The organism is Nonomuraea sp. LP-02 (assembly GCF_036289125.1).
GTDB lineage: Bacteria > Actinomycetota > Actinomycetes > Streptosporangiales > Streptosporangiaceae > Nonomuraea > Nonomuraea bangladeshensis.
The window spans coordinates 4,611,325-4,629,206 of record NZ_JAXCLK010000001.1 but is presented as its reverse complement, the minus strand read 5'-3'; the positions used below and the strand labels follow the sequence as shown (position 1 = coordinate 4,629,206).

Annotated in this window: 16 protein-coding genes; 9 read left to right on the top strand and 7 right to left on the bottom strand. The window is 71.0% G+C overall.

The features are described 5' to 3' along the window. Positions 1-64 precede the first annotated feature (64 nt). From SMD20_RS21435 to SMD20_RS21420, 4 genes are read left to right on the top strand one after another with little or no spacing between them, the layout of a single operon-like run. Positions 65-2,962, top strand: a complete 2,898-nt coding sequence (locus SMD20_RS21435) for a sensor histidine kinase (RefSeq protein ID WP_329583885.1) — start codon at positions 65-67, stop codon at positions 2,960-2,962. Between the two features lie 21 nt (positions 2,963-2,983). Beyond that, positions 2,984-3,406 carry a roadblock/LC7 domain-containing protein gene (locus SMD20_RS21430; RefSeq protein WP_329583884.1) on the top strand — a complete coding sequence of 141 codons (423 nt, stop codon included), beginning with the start codon at positions 2,984-2,986 and terminating at the stop codon, positions 3,404-3,406. Positions 3,407-3,432: 26 nt separating this feature from the next. Then, positions 3,433-3,795, top strand: coding sequence for a DUF742 domain-containing protein (locus tag SMD20_RS21425; RefSeq protein WP_091093418.1), 363 nt, complete (start codon positions 3,433-3,435; stop codon positions 3,793-3,795). Continuing rightward, on the top strand, positions 3,776-4,351 hold the full coding sequence (locus SMD20_RS21420; RefSeq protein WP_329583880.1) for a GTP-binding protein: 576 nt from the start codon (positions 3,776-3,778) through the stop codon (positions 4,349-4,351). Before SMD20_RS21425 ends, SMD20_RS21420 begins: the two co-directional genes overlap by 20 nt. Before the next feature lie 13 nt (positions 4,352-4,364). On the opposite strand, the gene SMD20_RS21415 is transcribed toward SMD20_RS21420, so the two are convergent. Both SMD20_RS21415 and SMD20_RS21410 read right to left on the bottom strand, forming a co-directional pair. Continuing rightward, entirely contained in the window at positions 4,365-5,153 is a 789-nt protein-coding gene (locus tag SMD20_RS21415; protein ID WP_329583878.1) for an ABC transporter permease, read from the bottom strand. After that, positions 5,150-6,106: an ATP-binding cassette domain-containing protein gene (locus tag SMD20_RS21410; protein ID WP_329583876.1), complete on the bottom strand. Its 957-nt coding sequence runs from the start codon at positions 6,104-6,106 to the stop codon at positions 5,150-5,152. The genes SMD20_RS21415 and SMD20_RS21410 overlap by 4 nt, the downstream gene beginning before the upstream one ends. 79 nt (positions 6,107-6,185) lie before the next feature. Between SMD20_RS21410 and SMD20_RS21405 the strand changes: the two genes are divergently transcribed. Beyond that, complete coding sequence (locus SMD20_RS21405) at positions 6,186-6,947, top strand: TetR/AcrR family transcriptional regulator (protein WP_329583874.1); 762 nt, start codon at positions 6,186-6,188, stop codon at positions 6,945-6,947. Here SMD20_RS21405 and betA read toward each other — a convergent pair. From betA to SMD20_RS21380, 5 genes are read right to left on the bottom strand one after another with little or no spacing between them, the layout of a single operon-like run. Beyond that, positions 6,944-8,569, bottom strand: coding sequence for a choline dehydrogenase (gene betA, locus SMD20_RS21400; RefSeq protein ID WP_329583872.1), 1,626 nt, complete (start codon positions 8,567-8,569; stop codon positions 6,944-6,946). The genes SMD20_RS21405 and betA overlap by 4 nt on opposite strands. Next, positions 8,566-9,507 (bottom strand): ABC transporter substrate-binding protein, encoded by a 942-nt coding sequence (locus SMD20_RS21395; protein ID WP_329583871.1) that lies wholly within the window; start codon positions 9,505-9,507, stop codon positions 8,566-8,568. The genes betA and SMD20_RS21395 overlap by 4 nt, the downstream gene beginning before the upstream one ends. Before the next feature lie 48 nt (positions 9,508-9,555). Further along, entirely contained in the window at positions 9,556-10,527 is a 972-nt protein-coding gene (locus SMD20_RS21390; protein WP_329583870.1) for an ABC transporter substrate-binding protein, read from the bottom strand. Next, positions 10,524-12,440: an ABC transporter permease gene (locus SMD20_RS21385; protein WP_329583869.1), complete on the bottom strand. Its 1,917-nt coding sequence runs from the start codon at positions 12,438-12,440 to the stop codon at positions 10,524-10,526. The genes SMD20_RS21390 and SMD20_RS21385 overlap by 4 nt, the downstream gene beginning before the upstream one ends. Next, positions 12,437-13,417, bottom strand: a complete 981-nt coding sequence (locus tag SMD20_RS21380; RefSeq protein ID WP_329583867.1) for a quaternary amine ABC transporter ATP-binding protein — start codon at positions 13,415-13,417, stop codon at positions 12,437-12,439. Before SMD20_RS21380 ends, SMD20_RS21385 begins: the two co-directional genes overlap by 4 nt. 418 nt (positions 13,418-13,835) lie before the next feature. Here SMD20_RS21380 and SMD20_RS21375 point away from each other — a divergent pair, with 418 nt between their 5' ends. From SMD20_RS21375 to SMD20_RS21360, 4 genes are read left to right on the top strand one after another with little or no spacing between them, the layout of a single operon-like run. After that, positions 13,836-16,526, top strand: coding sequence for a sensor histidine kinase (locus tag SMD20_RS21375; protein ID WP_329583865.1), 2,691 nt, complete (start codon positions 13,836-13,838; stop codon positions 16,524-16,526). Further along, positions 16,523-16,942, top strand: coding sequence for a roadblock/LC7 domain-containing protein (locus SMD20_RS21370; RefSeq protein ID WP_442942493.1), 420 nt, complete (start codon positions 16,523-16,525; stop codon positions 16,940-16,942). Before SMD20_RS21375 ends, SMD20_RS21370 begins: the two co-directional genes overlap by 4 nt. Positions 16,943-16,954: 12 nt before the next feature. Then, positions 16,955-17,323, top strand: coding sequence for a DUF742 domain-containing protein (locus SMD20_RS21365; RefSeq protein WP_329583863.1), 369 nt, complete (start codon positions 16,955-16,957; stop codon positions 17,321-17,323). Then, on the top strand, positions 17,304-17,873 hold the full coding sequence (locus tag SMD20_RS21360; RefSeq protein ID WP_329583862.1) for a GTP-binding protein: 570 nt from the start codon (positions 17,304-17,306) through the stop codon (positions 17,871-17,873). The genes SMD20_RS21365 and SMD20_RS21360 overlap by 20 nt, the downstream gene beginning before the upstream one ends. Positions 17,874-17,882 lie beyond the last annotated feature (9 nt).

Genomic DNA, 17,882 nt, shown 5'->3' with positions numbered 1-17,882 from the left:
GGCTTCATGGTTTGGGCGGCTTTGGAGCACATCACCACGGGATGATTGAGGGGTAGCGGAACCAGTGACTACGGGGAACTCCGTCAGCGGCTCAGCCGCGCCGCGTGAGCGCGGCGGACGGTCGCTGTCGCGCTTCGGACTGCGCAACTGGCGCGTGCGCTGGCGCCTCACGGCGCTCATCCTGGTCCCGACCGTGGCCGCCGTCGTGCTGGGCGGCTCCCGCGTGGTCGAGTCGGTGCAGAGCATCGCCGACTACGACCGTACGGCCGCCGCCGCCGAACAGGCGGGCCACATCCGCGACCTGCTGCAGGCGATCGGGCTGGAGCGTGACACCGCGGGCTGGATCGGGGCCAGCCGCGCGATGAAGAAGACGCTCGCCACGCCGCTCACCCAGCGCAAGGCGGCCGTCGACGGACTGGCCGCCCAGGTGCGCACCGACCTCGACGCCATCGACGACTCCTACGGCCCCCGCGCCGTCAGGGCCGCCGACCGGGCGAAGTCCGTCCTCGCCCGCCTGCCCCGCATCCGCGCCGAGGGCCAGACCAACACCGCCCAGTACGACACCCTGACCGACAGCCTCCTCGCCCTGCACGACGAGCTCGGCCTGCTGTCGGACGACTCCCTGACCGTCGGGCAGTTCCGCGCGCTCAGCGCGCTCGCCGCGGCCAAGGAGGAGGTCTCCCGCCAGCGCGTCCAGCTCCTGCAGGCCAGCTACGACACCGCCAAGGTGGACGCCAAGACGGTCGAGCAGTTCATCACCTCCAACGCCCGTCAGCTCAGCGACATCAGCACCGTCGGCGCCGAGGCCGGCGCCGAGGTCGGCCTCGACCTCTCCAAGTCGCTGGCCGCCAAGCCCGAGTACGTCAACGTCCAGCTCACCAAGTCCCGCGCGATCACGCTGGCCAGCGGCCGGGCTCCCGGTGTGCGCATCACCGACAACCTGATCTCCGCCCGCGCCAGCCGGCAGGAGTGGTTCGACCAGAACCAGATCGTGATCGACGTCCTGCACGGCGTCGAGAAGGACCTCGCCGACAAGGTCAACCTGCGCAGCCAGGAGCTGCGCAGCTCCGAGACCCGCAACGCGATCATCGCCGGTGTCATGATCGTAGCGCTACTTCTGCTCGTCCTGCTCCTCACCGTCACGATCGCCCGCTCCATGGTCACCCCGCTGCGCCGGCTGCGCACCGAGGCGCTGGAGATCGCCGGCTTCCGCCTGCCCGACGTGGTGCGCCAGCTCCGCGTCAACGGCGAGGCCCAGGTCGGCGAGGTACGCCCGATCGCCATCGAGGGCAACGACGAGATCGGCGACGTGGCCCGCGCCTTCGACCAGGTACACCGGCAGGCCGTGCGCCTGGCGGGCGAGGAGGCCGAGCTGCGCGGCAACATCAGCTCGATGTTCGTCAACCTCTCGCGCCGCACGCAGACGCTGGTCGAGCGGCAGATCTCGCTCATCGACGGCCTGGAGAAGGGCGAGCAGGACGGCGCCAGGCTGGCCGACCTGTTCAAGCTCGACCACCTCGCCACCCGCATGCGCCGCAACTCCGAGAACCTGCTGGTCCTCGCCGGCCACGAGGCCACCAGGCGGCGCAGCCAGCCGGCCAAACTGGTCGACGTCGTCCGCGCCGCGCTGTCGGAGGTCGAGGGCTACGAGCGGGTCCAGGTGCGGGTGCACCGCGGCACGTCGGTGCTCGGCAGCTGCGCCAACGACCTCGTCCACCTGGTCGCCGAGCTGGTCGAGAACGCCATCCAGTTCTCCCCGAGCAACTCGCCCGTCGTCGTCACCAGCAGCCCCATCGAGGGCGGCGGCGCCCTGCTGTCGGTGAGCGACACCGGCATCAGCATGACCGAGGAGGAGCTGGCCGAGGCCAACCGCCGCCTCGCCGAGCCGCCGGTCGTGGACGTGTCGGTGTCGCGGCGCATGGGCCTGTTCGTGGTCGGCCGCCTCGCGCTACGCCACGGCATCCGGGTCCAGCTCAGGAAGGGCGACGGCGCCGGGCTCATCGCGATGGTGCTGCTGCCGCCCGCGCTCATCGCCGACGGCCGCGAGCAGCCGCTGCCACAGCGGCCCGCCTTCGGCGGCGGCACCGCCCCCGCCCCCGCCGCCGGTCAGGGGTTCGGCGGGCGGCACGCGGGACCGGCGGGCTCGGTCCCCAACGGGACGTTCCGGTCGTTCGGCAGCTTCGAGTCGATGGACGTGCCGCGCGGCCCCGCCCAGCCCGGTTCCGGCGGTCACGGCAGCACGCCGGGCACGCCCAGGCACGGGTTCGGCACGTACGGCTCCGACCCCGCCCAGCCGGGCGTGAACGCCTTCACGGCCGACACCGACGGCGGCTCCTACCGCGGCCGGCCGCCCGCCTCCTTCGACTCCGGGTCCTACCCGTCGTACCCGAGCGGCGGCTCCCGGCCGGTCAACGGCGTTCACCACGCATCGGGAAATGGTTCGTTCCAGACGCCGCCGCCTCCCGCGTTTCCGACCAACGACGTGCGCAGGGCCGACCCCGCCCCGTCCGTGGAGGTGTCGCCCATGGAGCCTGACCAGGAGGAATATCTGCCGATCTTCGCGTCGGTGGAATCCGCCTGGTTCCGGCGCCCGCCGGGCGAGCAAACCCCGGCCCCGTCGGAGACGACGGGGGGCGGTGAGGCCACGGCCGCGCAAGCCGTACCCTCTGGGGAGGAATCGTGGCGAACGGCCGCCGACGCCGGTTGGCAGGCGGCGGCCAAGGCCAGCGAGCCCAGCCTCGGCGGCATCACCGCCGCCGGGCTTCCCAAGCGGACCCCCAAGGCCAACCTGGTGCCCGGCACGGCCGCCCAGCCGTCGCCGGCGCAGCAGCAGCCGCAGCGGCAGGCCCCCGCGCCGCCTCCGGTCTCCGCGGACCGGATGCGCAGCCGGATGGCCAGCTACCAGCAGGGTGTGCGACGGGGCCGCCAGGAAGTACGTCGACAGGAGGAACAGAGTGAGTAAGCGTCCCGCCGGGGAGGATGCGTGACTACGCTGAGCCATGAGGCGCACCGCTTCGACTGGCTGATCACCGACTTCGTCCGCAACACGCCCGGAGTCGCGCACGCCGTGGTCGTCTCGGCCGACGGGCTCAGCCTGGCGGCCTCCGAAGGGTTCCCGCCGGACCGGGCCGACCAGCTCGCCGCGGTCTCCGCGGGCCTGCTGAGCCTGACCGTGGGCGCCTCCCGGGTGTTCGAGGGCGGCGCGGTGACGCAGACCGTCGTCGAGATGCAGCGCGGGCTGCTGATCGTCATGGCCATCAGCGACGGCTCCGTGCTGACCGTGCTGGCGGGTCCGGATTGTGACATGGGGTTGGTGGCGTATCAGATGACGCTGCTGGTAGACAGGGCGGGACAGGCGCTCACGCCCGCCCTGCGCGCCGAACTGCAGGCAGCCAGGGCGCGGTGATGTGATGGAACTGATGGGAGCGGGCCGTGTACGGCAGTGACGGGATCGGGGAAGAAGAGCCCCTGTTCCGTCCCTATGCGGTGACGGGCGGTCGTTCCGAGCCGCGGTACCACCTCGCGATGGAGACCCTGATCTCCTCGATGTCGATCCCGGACGCCGAGATGGCGCTGCTCACCCCCGAGCAGGAGGCCATCATGCAGCTCTGCAGGACGTTCCGGTCGGTCGCCGAGATCTCGGCCCTGCTCCGCGTCCCGCTGGGCGTGGCGAGGGTGCTCGTGGCGGACATGTCCGACGAAGGGCTTGTCCGCCTGCACCAGCCACGCCTCCAGCAGGGACAGCCAGACCTCAACATGCTCGAAAGGGTGCTCAGTGGACTACGCAGGCTCTAGCCCCGGCCTCACCTCGACGAAGATCGTCGTGGCCGGGGGCTTCGGCGTCGGCAAGACGACGTTCGTGGGGGCGGTGTCCGAGATCCTTCCGCTCACCACGGAAGCGGTCATGACCGACGCGTCCGCGGGCATCGACGACCTGGGGATGACCCCCAACAAGCAGACCACGACCGTGGCGATGGACTTCGGCCGGCTCTCGCTGGACCGTGACCTGATCCTCTACCTGTTCGGCACGCCCGGACAGCACCGGTTCTGGTTCATGTGGGACGACCTGGTGAAAGGCGCGATCGGGGCCGTGGTCCTGGTCGACACCCGCCGGTTGGCCGACAGCTTCCCCGCGATCGACTACTTCGAGGAGGCGAAGCTGCCGTTCGTCGTCGGCATCAACGGCTGGGACGGGCAGTTCGTCCACTCCGACCCGGAGGTCAGGGAGGCGCTCGCGCTCTCGCCGCACACGCCGATCGTCCGCACCGACGCCCGCAACCGCGAGTCGGTCAAGGCGACGCTGATCACGCTCGTCGAGCACGTCGTACGCCTGCGCGCCGCCGTTCACTGAGTCTCCTGCGCGGCTACCGGTCCAGCAGCCGGTAGCGGCGGACCGACAGGACGAAGAACACGGCGGTGATGGCCAGCGGCCACGCCACGGCCATGAGCACCGGGTGCTGCGCCACCCAGGAGCCGCCGCCCCAGCCGGGGTTGCCGAAGAGCTGCCGGGCCGCGGCCACGGTGGACGACAGCGGGTTCCACTCGGCGATCGCGCCCAGCCAGCCCGGCATGGTGCCGGGGGCGACGAAGGCGTTCGACAGGAACCCGACGGGGAACTCCAGGGTCTGGACGACCACCGCCGCGCCCGGCTCGCGCGCCACCAGCCCCAGGTACATCCCGGCCCACAGCAGCGAGAAGCGCAGGAGCAGCAGCAGGCCCACCGCGCCGAGCGCTCCGCCCGCCGTGGCCGGCCGCCACCCCACGGCGAGCCCGCAGGCCAGCAGGCCGGCGAGGATCAGCGCCGAGTGGAGCAGGTCGGCGACGGCCCGGCCGACGAGCACGGCCGAGGGCGACATCGGCAGCGAGCGGAACCGGTCGGTGACGCCCTTGGCGGCGTCGGCCGAGACGGCGACCATGGTGGCGCTCAGGCCGAAGAGCATCGTCATGCCGTACATGCCGGGCATGAGGAAGGCGAAGTAGTCGGCTCCCTGCGGCACCCGTACGGCGCCGCCGAACAGGTAGCCGAAGGCCAGCGTGATCATGATCGGGAAGGCGATCCCGAAGACCACGGTCATCGGCTGGTTGCGCCAGTGGATCAGGTCGCGCCGGGCGACGGTCCAGCCGTCGGCCAGCGTCCATCGCAGCGTGGTCATGCGTGCTCCTCTCCGGCGTGCGCCGGGGTCCCGGCGGCGGTCAGGGTCAGGAAGACCTCGTCCAGGGTCGGCCGCCGTACCGCGATGTCCTCGGCCTCGATCCCGGCCGCGGCCAGCGCGGCCGGCACCTCCGTGAGGGCCTTCACCCGGTCGGCCACGGGCGCGGACACGCGGCGGCCGTCGGGGTCGGACTCCACCGGCCCGCCGGCCGCGCGGGCGGCGATCCCCGCGGCCTCCGCCAGTCGTTCGGGATCGTGGATCACCACGTCCAGCCGGTCGCCGCCGAGCCGGGACTTCAGCTCGTCCGGCGTGCCCTCGGCCACCACCCGGCCCGCGTCCACGACCGCGATGCGGTCGGCGAGCCGGTCGGCCTCCTCCAGGTATTGCGTGGTCAGCAGGACGGTCGTGCCGCCGGCGACCAGCTCGCGCACCGCGCGCCAGATCTCCGTGCGGCTGCGCGGGTCGAGCCCCGTCGTCGGCTCGTCGAGGAACAGCACGGGCGGCGCCAGGATCAGGCTCGCGGCGAGGTCGAGCCGCCGGCGCATGCCGCCCGAGTAGTCCTTGGCCGGGCCGTCGTGCCGCAGCCCGAACCGCTCCAGCAGCTCGCCCGCCCGCGCCCGTGCCGCCGCCGCGCCCAGGTGGTGCAGGCGGCCGAACAGCTCCAGGTTCTGCCGGCCGGTGAGCAGCTCGTCCACGGCGGTGTGCTGGCCGACCAGGCCGATGTTGCGGCGCACCTCGCGCGGCCGGCGCACCACGTCGTGCCCGGCCACCTCGGCCCGGCCGCCCGACGGGCGCAGGAGCGTGGTGAGGATGCGCACGGCCGTGGTCTTGCCCGCGCCGTTGGGGCCGAGCAGGCCGCAGACCGTGCCCTCGCCCACGTCCAGGTCGAGGCCGTCCAGGGCGGTCTTGCTGCCGTATGTCTTGCGCAACCCGCGTGCGAGCACTGCCGTCATCGCGCTCTCCTTCCGAATCGTACGCCGTACCGTACAAGCTACGATTCACGAAGGCAACCGTACGGTGTACCGTACGAAGGTGACCGTCGAACACCCGGGAAAGGGCGACCCCGCCCGCAGCCTCGCCCTCCTCTGGCGCACCAGCGAGCGGGCCAGCCGCAAGGGAAAGCCGGAGCTGAGCGTCGAGCGCATCGTGCGCGCCGCGATCGAGGTGGCCGACGCCGAGGGCCTGCAGGCGCTGTCCATGCGCCGCGTGGCCGAGCGGCTGGGCGTCGGGACGATGTCCCTCTACACGTACGTGCCGGGCAAGCCGGAGCTGTTCGACGTCATGCTCGACACGGTCTACGGCGAGACCGCCCGCCCCGACGACGTCCCCGGCGGCTGGCGGGGCCGCCTGGAGCAGATCGCCCGCGAGAACTTCGCGCTCTACCTGCGCCACCCCTGGCTGCTGCAGGTGGCCGCGAGCCGCCCGGTGCTCGGCCCCAACGTGACCGCCAAGTACGACTACGAGCTGCGCGCCGTGGACGGCATCGGCCTGAGCGACGTGGAGATGGACGCGGTGATCACCCTGATCACCGGCTTCGTGCACGGCACGGCCAGGGGCGCGGTGGAGGCGGCCCAGATCGAGAGCCAGACGGGCCTGACCGACGAGCAGTGGTGGGCCGCGCACGCGCCCTTCTTCGCGCGCATCGCCGACACCGAGCGCTGGCCGGTCGCCACCCGCGTCGGCCAGGCCGCGGGCGAGGCACTGAACACCGCCTACAGTCCCGAGCACGCCTTCGAGTTCGGCCTGCAGCGGGTGCTGGACGGCATCCAGGCCCTGGTCGAGCGCCGCGGCTAGGTGGCCCGGTAGAACTCCACGGGCTCCGGTGGCAGCGGGGTGTTGCCCAGGATGAGGTCGGCGGACTTCTCGGCGAGCATCATGACCGGCGCGTAGATGTTGCCGTTGGTGACGTAGGGCATGGCGGAGGCGTCCACGACGCGCAGCCCGTCGAGGCCGTGCACGCGCATGGTGTCCGGGTCGACGACGGACAGCTCGTCGGTGCCCATCCGGCAGGTGCACGACGGGTGGAGTGCGGTCTCGGCGTCCTTGGCCACCCACTTGAGGATGTCCTCGTCGGTCTCGACCTCGGGGCCGGGGGAGATCTCGCCGCCGTTCAGGCCGTCCCAGGCGGGCTGGGACAGGATGTTCCTGGCGTGCCTGATGGCCTCCACCCACTCGCGGCGGTCCTGCTCGGTGGACAGGTAGTTGAAGCGCAGGGCGGGCTTGACCCTCGGGTCGGCCGAGGTGATCCGGACCGAGCCGCGCGCGTCGGAGTACATCGGGCCGATGTGCACCTGGTAGCCGTGCCCCCCGGCCGGGGCCGAGCCGTCGTAGCGGACCGCGAGCGGCAGGAAGTGGAACATCAGGTTGGGGTAGGCCACGTCGTCGTTGGAGCGGATGAACCCGCCCGCCTCGAAGTGGTTCGTGGCCCCCGGGCCCCGCCGCAGGAACAGCCAGTTCGCGCCGATGAAGGGCCGCCGCCACAGCTGCAGCGACGGCTGCTGCGACACCGGCCGCAGGCAGGCGTGCTGGACGTAGACCTCCAGGTGGTCCTGGAGGTTCTCGCCGACCCCCGGCAGGTCGTGCACCACGTCGATGCCCAGGGGTTCGAGCAGCGCGCGCGGGCCGACGCCCGAGACCTGCAGGAGCTGCGGGGAGTTGATCGCGCCGCCGCACAGGATCACCTCGCCGGCGTCGATCCGCTCGCCGCCGACCTGTACGCCCACCGCCCGGGTGCCCTCGAAGAGCACCCGCTCGACGAAGGCGCGGGTGCGGACCGTGAGGTTGCGGCGGTGGCGCACCGGATGCAGGTAGGCGCGGGCGGCGCTGAGCCTGCGGCCCCGGTGCACGTTGCGGTCGAAGGCGGCGAAGCCCTCTTGGCGGTAGCCGTTGACGTCGTCGGTCAGCGCGTGCCCGGCCTGCTGCACGGCGGCGAAGAACGCCTCGAACAGCGGCCCCTCGGCCGGCCCGCGCTCCAGCTTGAGCGGCCCTTCGCCGCCGCGGTAGTCGGTGCCCGGGTCGGCGAGGCAGTTCTCCATGCGCTTGAAGTAGGGCAGGCAGTGGGCGTAGTCCCAGTGCTTCATGCCGGGGTCGGCCGCCCACCGCTCGTAGTCCAGCGGGTTGCCCCGCTGGAAGATCATCCCGTTGATGCTGCTGGAGCCGCCGAGCACCTTGCCCCGCGCGTGGTAGACGCGCCGGTCGTTCAGGTGCGGCTCCGGCTCGGACTCGTACTTCCAGTCGTAGCGGCTGTTGCCGATGGGGAACATCAGCGCGGCCGGCATGTGGATGAAGACGTCCCACAGGCTGTCGGGGCGTCCGGCCTCCAGGACGAGCACCGACGTGGCGGGGTCGGCGCTGAGCCGGTTGGCCAGGGCGCAACCGGCCGAGCCGCCGCCCACGATGACGAAGTCGAACCTCAACGGGGGATCCAGTCCTTCCACACGATCTTGTTCTCCGCCACCCACTCGGCGGCGGCCTGCTCGGCCGTCTTGCTGTCGTTGATCATGGCGCTCGCGACCCGGTTCTGGTCGTCGTTGGTCCAGGTGAAGTTGCGGACCAGCTCGTAGGCCCGGCCGCCCTTCTCGGCGAAGCTCCGGCTGACGATCTTGTCCAGCAGGTACGGCGGATAGTCGCAGGCGACCCTGGCCGCGTCGGCGTCGCAGCCGACGGCGTACGCCGGCAGCGCGATCTTGACCAGCTTCACCTTCGTGAACAGCCATTGCGGCTCGTAGAAATACATGAGCAGCGGCGTCCGATTCTTCGTCGCGTCCTGGGCCGCCTTGATCAACGCGTCCTCGCTGCCCGAGTAGACGACCTTGTAATTCAGGCGGAGGTTGCGCACCAGAGCCTCGTCATTCGTCACGAACGTCGGGTCGCCGTCCAGGATCTGACCGGCGTTTCCGGTTTTTTCGGTCCGAAAGAGGTTCGCGTACTTATTGAGGTTTCGGTAGTCCGTAATGTCGGGATATTTCTTGGCCATCCACTCGGGGACGTACCAGCCGATCACTCCCTTGTTCCCGGTGAGCCCGGCCGACAGCGCGACCTTCTTCTGCTCGATGTACTGCTTCTTCAGGTCGGGATGGCCCCAGTTCTCGATGATGACGTCGACCTTGCCGGTCTCGAAATCACGCCAGGACTGTTCCTCTTTCATCTTCCGCGTGTTCACCGTGTAGCCCAGCTCGTGCTCCAGCAGGTAGCCCAGCACGGCGGCCTGGGCCTCGTAGCCCACCCAGGCGTGGACGTCGAGGTTGACGGTCTTCTTGGCCCCGGTCGCGGCGCCGGGATCCTCGCCGCCGGAGCAGGAGGTCAGGAGCAGAACGGCCGCGGTCAGCGGCGCGGCGAGCGTCTTCAAGCGCATGAGAGTCTCCGGGGCCGCGGCCCGCCGACGGGCCGCGGCCGGAAGGGGTCACTTGGGGATCCAGGCCTGCCACTTGGCGGTGTTGGCCTCGACCCACTTCTTGGCGGCCTGCTCGCCGGTCATGCCGTTGTTGGTCATGTCGTTGGCGACGGCGTTCTGGTCCTCGTTCGTCCAGCTGAAGTTCTTGACCAGCTCGTAGGCCTTGCCGCCGGTGTCGGCGAACTTCTTGCTGACGATCTTGTCGAGGTCCATCTCCGGGTAGTCGCAGGCGACCTTCTTCGGGTCGGCGTCGCAGCCCTCGGTGTAGGCGGGCAGGTTCACCCGGACGAGCTGGGTCTTGTTGAACAGCCAGTGCGGGTCCCAGAAGTAGAACAGCAGCGGCTTCTGCTGCTCCTGCGCCTGCTGGGCGCTCTTGATCAGGGCCGCCTCGCTGCCGCCCACCACGACCTTGAAGTTCAGCTTGAGGTTCTTGATCAGGGCGTCCTCGTTGCTGACGTACGACGGGTCGCCGAACAGCAGCTGGCCCTTGTCGCCCGACTCGGAGGTCTTGAACAGGCCGGCGTACTTGTTGAGGTTCTTGGAGTCGGTGATGTCCGGGTACTTGTCGGCCATCCACTTCGGGATGTACCACCCGATCACGCCCTTGTTGCCGGTGGAGCCGGCCTCGACCGCGACCTTCTTCTCCTCGATGAACGTCTTCTTCAGGTCGGGGTGACCCCAGTTCTCGATGATGACGTCGACGCTGCCGTTCTCGAAGCCCTCCCAGGCGAGCTGCTCCTTGATCTCGGGCAGCTCCACGGTGTAGCCGAGCTCGTTCTTCAGCAGGTACGCCACCACGTTCGCGCTGGCCTCGTACCCGACCCATGGGTTGATCGCGATCTTGACGGTGCCCGTCGAGCTGCCGGCGCCGCCCTGCGGGGCGCCGGCCGAGGCGCTGGGAGAGGTCTCGACTGTGGCTCCGCCGCACCCCGCGGCGGCCATCCCAAGAGCGAGCAAGCCTGCGAGCAGGCGGATCTTCATGTGCTTTTCCTTCTGTGGGGGGAAGGGCGCCGGTCCGCGCCCTGCGTGATGCGGTCGAGCATGACTCCGAGCAGCACGGTCGCGACGCCGGCCACGAAGCCCAGCCCGAAGTCGGTGCGCTGGGAGAAGCCCACCACCACGTCGTAGCCGAGCGCCCCCGCCCCGACCAGGCCGCCGACCACCACCATGGCCAGCGTCATCACGATGCCCTGGTTGGCGGCCAGCAGGATCGCCCGCCGGGCCATCGGGAGCTGCACCTTCCACAGGAGCTGGCCCGGGGTGGAGCCGGCCGACACGGCGGCCTCGACCACCTCGGCGGGCACGGCCTTGATGCCGTCCTCCACCAGGCGCACCACGGGCGGCACGGCGTAGATGACCGAGGCGAAGATGGCCGTGAACCTGGTGGTCTCGAACAGCGCCAGCGCGGGCAGCAGGTAGACGAAGGCCGGCATGGTCTGGGCGGCGTCCAGCAGCGGGCGCTGCACGGCGGAGTAACGCGGCGAGCGGGCCGCGGCCACCCCCAGCAGCAGACCGATCACCAGGGTGACCAGCACCGCGAGCGCCACCGTGGTCATCGTCTGCATCGCGTGCTCCCACGTGCCGAGCAGCGCGATCGCCAGCAGGCAGCCGAGCGCGGTCAGCGCCGCCCGCGGCCCGCTGACCCGCCAGGCCACGGCCAGCACGGTCAGCGCGACCAGCCACCAGGGGGCCGAGGTGAGCAGCGACTCCATCGGGTTGAGCAGCAGGACGGAGGTCTGGTCCTTGACGAACGTGGTGACCGGGTACCAGGTCGTCTCGGCCCACCGTACGGCGGCGTTGATCTCGGCCGTGACGTCGAGCGTCCAGCCCTCCGGCCAGGTACGCGGCAGCACGGGGATCAGCGCGAGGCCGGCCACGGCCAGCGCGCCCGCGGCGGCGAGGTCGAGCCGGCGCAGCCGGGCGTGGGGGCCGCGGCGGGCGAGCGCCGTCGTCATCCGGTCGAGCACGATCGCCATGACGACGACGGCGACCCCGGCCGGCAGCATGATGCCGACCTGCGCCCGCGACAGGCCGCGGATGATGTCGCCGCCGAGCCCGGGGGCGGCGATCAGGTTCGCGATGACGACCATGGACAGGGCCATCATGATCGTCTGATTGACCGCCAGGGCGATCGTGGGCCGGGCCAGCGGCAGGACGACCTTGAACAGCGTCTGGCGGCCGGTGGCGCCGAGCGACCCCGACGCCTCGACCGCCGTGGGGGAGACCTCCGAGACGGCCAGCGCGGTGATCCGGATGGCCGGCGGGATCGCGTAGATCATCGTGGCGATGGCCCCGGCCGGGGCGCCGATGTGGAAGAACAGCGCGAGCGGGGCCAGGTAGGCGAACGTCGGCATGATCTGCATGACGTCCAGCACCGGCGTGACGGCCCGCCGCACCCGCGCCGAGCGGCCCGCCCAGACGCCGATCGGTACGCCGATCGCCAGCGACAGCAGCACCGCCACCGCGACCAGGGCGAGGGTGTCCACGCTGGACTGCCAGAGGCCGAGCACGCCGAACGCGCTCACGCCCGCGACCGCGAGCAGCCCGATCCGCCAGCCGCCGGCGAGCCAGGCCAGACCGCCCAGCACGCCGGTCAGGCCGGGCCAGCCGAGCGCCGTCAGCGCGCCGGCGAACAGGTCGTAGAGCGAGCCCACGAAGAGCCTGATGTAGTTGAGGAAGTAGAGGAACAGCGGGCTCTCGTTGCGGTGCTCGTCGATCCACTCGCGCAGCTCGGTGACGGCCAGGAACTGCGGGGCCTCCTTGTCGTGCGGCAGCGTGCCCGTGCCGCGGAAGACCAGGTAGGCCGCGACGATCAGCACCGCCACGCCGGCCGGGGCCGCCCAGCGGGGGAGCCTGAGCCTGGAGGGCGTGCCGACCGCGGTGGTGCTGCTCATGCCCCCGCCTTGACCGGCGTGTCCTGGCCGGACAGGAACGTCAGCAGGTCCACGCGGTCCACGACGCCGGCCAGCTCGCCGCCGTCGACGACCCGGATCGGGCGGGCGGAGGCCGAGGCCACGGCGATGGCGTCCTTGACCAGGGTGGTCACCGGCAGCTCGGGCCCGTCCAGCGCCTCGCCGGGCTCGGGGGAGCGCATGATCCAGCGCAGGGTCAGCACGTGGCTGCGCGGCACGTCGCGGACGAAGTCGGCCACGTAGTCGTCGGCGGGCGCGCCCACCAGCTCCTCGGCCGTGCCGAGCTGCACGATCGAGCCGGCCCGCATGATCGCGATCCGCTCGCCCAGCTTGAGCGCCTCGGACAGGTCGTGGGTGATGAACACCATCGTCTTGCCGACCTCGCGGTGCAGGCGGATGACCTCGGCCTGCATGTCGCGCCTGATGAGCGGGTCGAGTGCGCTGAACGGCTCGTCGAACAGCATCACCTGCGGGTCCACCGCGAGCGCCCTGGCCAGGCCGACGCGCTGCTGCATGTCCCCGGAGAGCTGGTCGGGGTAGGCGTCGGCGTAGCCGTCGAGGCCGACGAGGGAGAGGATCTCACCGGCCCGCGCGTGCCGGTCGGCCTTGGACGTGCCCTGGATCTCCAGGCCGTAGGCCACGTTGTCGACCACCTTGCGGTGCGGCAGCAGCCCGAAGTGCTGGAAGACCATGCTGACCTGGTGGCGGCGGATCTCGCGGAGCCGGGCGGGCGAGGCGCGGCCGACGTCCTCGCCGCCGATCGTGATCGTGCCCGCGGTGGGCTCGATCAGCCGGGTCAGGCACCGGACCAGGGTGGACTTGCCGCTGCCCGACAGGCCCATGACCACGAAGACCTCGCCGGGGCGCACGTCGAAGCTCACGTCACGTACCGCGGCGGTGCAGCCGGTCTTCTCGCGCAGCGCGGCGGGTTCGAGGTGCCGGTCCTCGCTGTCCAGCACTTTCCGTGCCCTGGATCCGAAGATCTTCCAAAGGCCCGTGACGCTGATTGCCGCGCTGTCGGGAGAATCCCCCACTACTCGCCTCCTCGTTTGCCGTCGCTCAACATATGGCGTGATTAATGTCGATCTCAACGGTGTGACCGTCCGGAGACCGCCGTGCTTCCGGGGCGTTATTGCTTTGAAACGTTCAAACCGCCCATCGGGCGACAGTTGGTGTGTGAAAGGTTCATTTCCGGCTGGACCGGTCCGGAACGTGGAGCTCCAGATTTTCCCCACGTACCACACATATAGATTTTTGTCGCGATATGTTTGGGTAGCTTGCCTGCCACGTGATGTGTTCCAATTACCGGCACTTGCTGATTTCCTCAGGGGACACAGGCCCCTCCCTTATACGCCGATTCGGGCGAGGTGCGTTCCGGTGACTACACAGCTGAGCCAGAGGAGGCAGACCGGCGAAGGCAACTGGCGGCTGCGCAACTGGCGGGTACGGGCACGGCTCGTGGCGCTCATCCTCATCCCCACGGCCGCCGCCGTCCTGCTGGGCGGCATCCAGGTGCTGGCCTCCACCTCCGCGGCCGGCGACTACGCCAGGACGAACCAGTTCGCCCGCCTGTCGGAGGAGCTGGGCGCGCTCACGCACGCCGTCTCCGGCGAGCGGGCCAGGATGTCCTGGTACATCGCCCGCAACCGGCCCGCCAGCGCCCTGAGCGACGTCCAGAACCAGATGGACGAGAGCGACCTCGCGGCCAGGGACGTACGCGCCATCGCCCGCGAGCTCCTCGGCGAGGTCACCGGCCGCACCGCCGACCAGCTCGAACAGCTGCTCAACCGGCTCGACGACCTGATCGCGCTGCGCAAGCAGGCCCTGGAGGCCAACCTGCTGCCCGGCCCTGCCGTCGAGCTCTACACCACGGTCATCGCCGACCTGCTCGCCACGCACAACGAGCTGATCAAGGGCAGCTCGGACGACGAGCTGTTCCGCCAGACCCGCATGCTCGACGCGCTCGCCCGGGTCAAGGAGAGCGTCGCCTACCAGCAGGCCCTGGTCACCGTCGTGCTCACCGAAGGGGCCTTCGACGCCGACCAGCTGGAACGTTTCCTCGGCCAGCAGGCCGGCGAGGCCGCCGAGCGCAGGGCCTTCGCCGCCGAGGCCACCGCCGCCGAACGCCGCTTCTTCGACGAGACCGTCAACGGCAACGTCGCCGAGCGCATGTTGTTCCTGCGCGAGCTGGTGCTCATCAGGTCCACGAACGGCCTGCCGCTCCGCGGCCTGGACCTGTCCAAGAAGGACGACGCCAGGGAGTGGTTCGAGGCGTCCAAGGCCGTCGTGGACGCCATGCGCACGGTCGAGAAGCGCCAGGCCGCCGGCATCCTCGCCCGCAGCGGGGAGCTGAGCGACGCCGAGCGCCGCAGCGCCTGGATCGTCGCGGCCGCCGTGCTCGCCCTGCTGGTGGCCGTGCTGCTGGTCACCACCGGCGTGGCCCGCTCGATGGTGCGCCCGCTGCGCCGGCTGCGCAGCGAGGCCCTGGAGATCGCCGGGCACCGGCTGCCCGCCTTCGTCCAGCACCTGCGCGAGTCCCGGGACGGCGAGATCGCGGCCGAGGTCCCGCCCATCGGCATCTTCACCAAGGACGAGGTGGGCGAGCTCGCCCGCGCCTTCGACGAGGTGCACCGCGAGGCCGTGCGGCTGGCCGGCGACGAGGCCCGGTTGCGTTCCAACGTCAACGCCATGTTCGTCAACCTGTCGCGGCGCAGCCAGACCCTGGTCGAGCGGCAGCTCACGCTCATCGAGAAGCTGGAGCGCGGCGAGCGCGACGACACCCGGCTGGCCGACCTGTTCAAACTCGACCACCTCGCCACCCGTATGCGCCGCAACAGCGAGAACCTGCTGGTCCTCGCCGGGCAGGAGGCCGCGCGCAGGTGGAGCGAGCCGGTCGAGATCATGGACATCGTGCGCGCCGCGCTCGGCGAGGTCGAGAGCTACGACCGGGTCAGCATCCAGGTGCAGTCGGACGTCGCCATCGCCGGCCAGGCCGTCACCGACGTCGTGCACCTGCTCGCCGAGCTGGTCGAGAACGCGGTGTCGTTCTCGTCCCGCGACACCAAGGTCATCATCTCCAGCAGCCGCATCGACGGCGGCGCGCTGCTGCTGTCGGTCACCGACAACGGCATCAGCATGACCCAGGAGGAGCTGGCCGAGGCCAACCACCGGCTGGCGAACCCGCCCGTCGTGGACGTGTCGGTGTCGCGGCGCATGGGCCTGTTCGTGGTCGGGCGGCTGGCGCTGCGGCACAACATCCGGGTGCAGCTCCGCCGCCAGGACGTCGGCGGGCTGACCGCGATGGTGCTGGTCCCGCCGATGCTGCTCACGGCGGCGAACGGCGCGCTGCCGGGCCAGCCGCAGGGCCATCAGCCCGGCCAACAGCACAGCCAGCAGTACGGGCAGCCGCCGATGGCCGCCATGCCCTCCCACCCGTCGATGGCCTCGATCCCGGTCGCGTCCCCCGTGCCGCCCGCGCCGCCCGTCCCGCCGGTGCCGCGGCAGCCCGCCGCGCCGGTGGCGCCCTTCGCCGGGCATCCGTCGTTCGACGCGGCCCTGCCGGAGCCGTCGTCCTGGTTCAGCTCGCCGAACACGAGCACGGGCGCGGGCACGAACACGGGCACGGGCACGGGCGCCGGCTCCGCGTCGCTGGAGGCGCCGCACGTGACGGGGTCGTACCCGTCGTTCGCCACGCCGCTGCCGTCGTACCCGCCTGAGCCGTCCAAGGACGAGTTCCTGCCGATCTTCGCCTCGGTCGAGGACGAGAGCAGCTGGTTCAGCAAGCCCGCGCCCACCGCCGACCACCGGGAGCGTGACCCCGGCTGGTCCTCGCCCGCCGACACCGGCTGGCAGGCCGCCAGCACCGCCGCCGAGCCCGTGCAGGGCGGGACCACGAGCTCCGGCTTGCCGAAGCGCACGCCGAGAGCGAATCTGGTACCGGGCACCGCGAACCCGCAACCGCCGCCCGCTCCCGCTCCTCCGCTGTCCCCCGACCGGTTACGCAGCAGACTGGCCAGCTACCAGCAGGGCGTACGCAAGGGCCGGTCCGAGCTTGAGGAGGACTCGTGAAGGAGCTGAGTCAAGCTGCCAGGGACATGAACTGGCTGGTGAGCAGCTTCGTCGAGGAGGTGCCCGGCGTCGCGCACGCCGTGGTCGTCTCCGCCGACGGCCTGCCCATGGCGTTCTCCCGCGGGTTCCCGAAGGACCGCGCCGACCAGCTCGCCGCCATCGCCGCCGGCCTGGTCAGCCTCACGGCGGGCTCGGCCCGCGTGTTCGAGGGCGGCGGCGTGACCCAGACCCTGGTCGAGATGGAACGCGGCCTGCTGCTGGTCATGTCGATCAGCGACGGCTCGTGCCTGGCGGTGCTGGCCGCGCCCGACTGCGACATGGGGCTGGTGGCGTACCAGATGACGATCCTGGTCGAGCGCGCGGGACAGGTGCTCACGCCCGCGGTGCGGGCGGAGCTGTCCGGGCGTCCGTGGTAGGGGGAGGCGATCGTGGCATCGTGGCACAACGGTGAGGCCGAGCCTGAGCGCAGCTCGCTGGTGCGCATGTACGCCCTCACGGGCGGCCGCACCACCCCGCGCAGCGCCCTGGCGATGGAGGCGCTGGTGTCCTCTGCCACGTCGGCGCAGCTCGGCACCAGCTACCCCCGCGAGCACCGTGCGATCAGCGAGCTGTGCCGCCAGGTAAGATCCGTGGCGGAGATCTCGGCTCTGCTGAGTGTTCCCCTCGGCGTCGCACGGGTGCTGGTCGCCGACATGGAGGCGGACGGTCTGGTCCGCGTCTACCAGCCGCAGCTTGAGGCGGGCCTGCCGGATCGCGGCCTGCTCGAAAGGGTTCTCAGTGGACTTCGCAGGCTCTGACGCCGGGCTCACCTCGACGAAGATCGTGGTGGCCGGCGGTTTCGGGGTGGGCAAGACCACGTTCGTCGGTGCGGTCTCGGAGATCATGCCGCTCACCACCGAAGCGGTGATGACCGAGGCGTCGCAGGGCATCGACGACCTGGCGCACACACCTGGCAAGACCACCACCACGGTGGCGATGGACTTCGGCCGGCTCTCGCTCGACCGCGACCTGATCCTCTACCTGTTCGGCACGCCAGGACAGCACCGGTTCTGGTTCATGTGGGACGACCTGGTGAAAGGCGCGATCGGCGCGGTCGTGCTGGTCGACTCCCTGCGCCTCGCCGACGCCTTCCCCGCGGTCGACTACTTCGAGGAGGCGGGGATGCCGTTCGTCGTCGGGCTCAACGGCTGGAACGGCGAGTTCCCGCACGTCGAGCACGAGGTGCGGGAGGCGCTGACGCTCTCGGCCCACGTGCCGATCGTACGCACCGACGCGCGCGAGCGGCAGGCGGTCAAGAGCACCCTGATCACGCTGGTCGAGCACGCCCTCGCCGCCCGCGCCCGCTGAAATACGCCC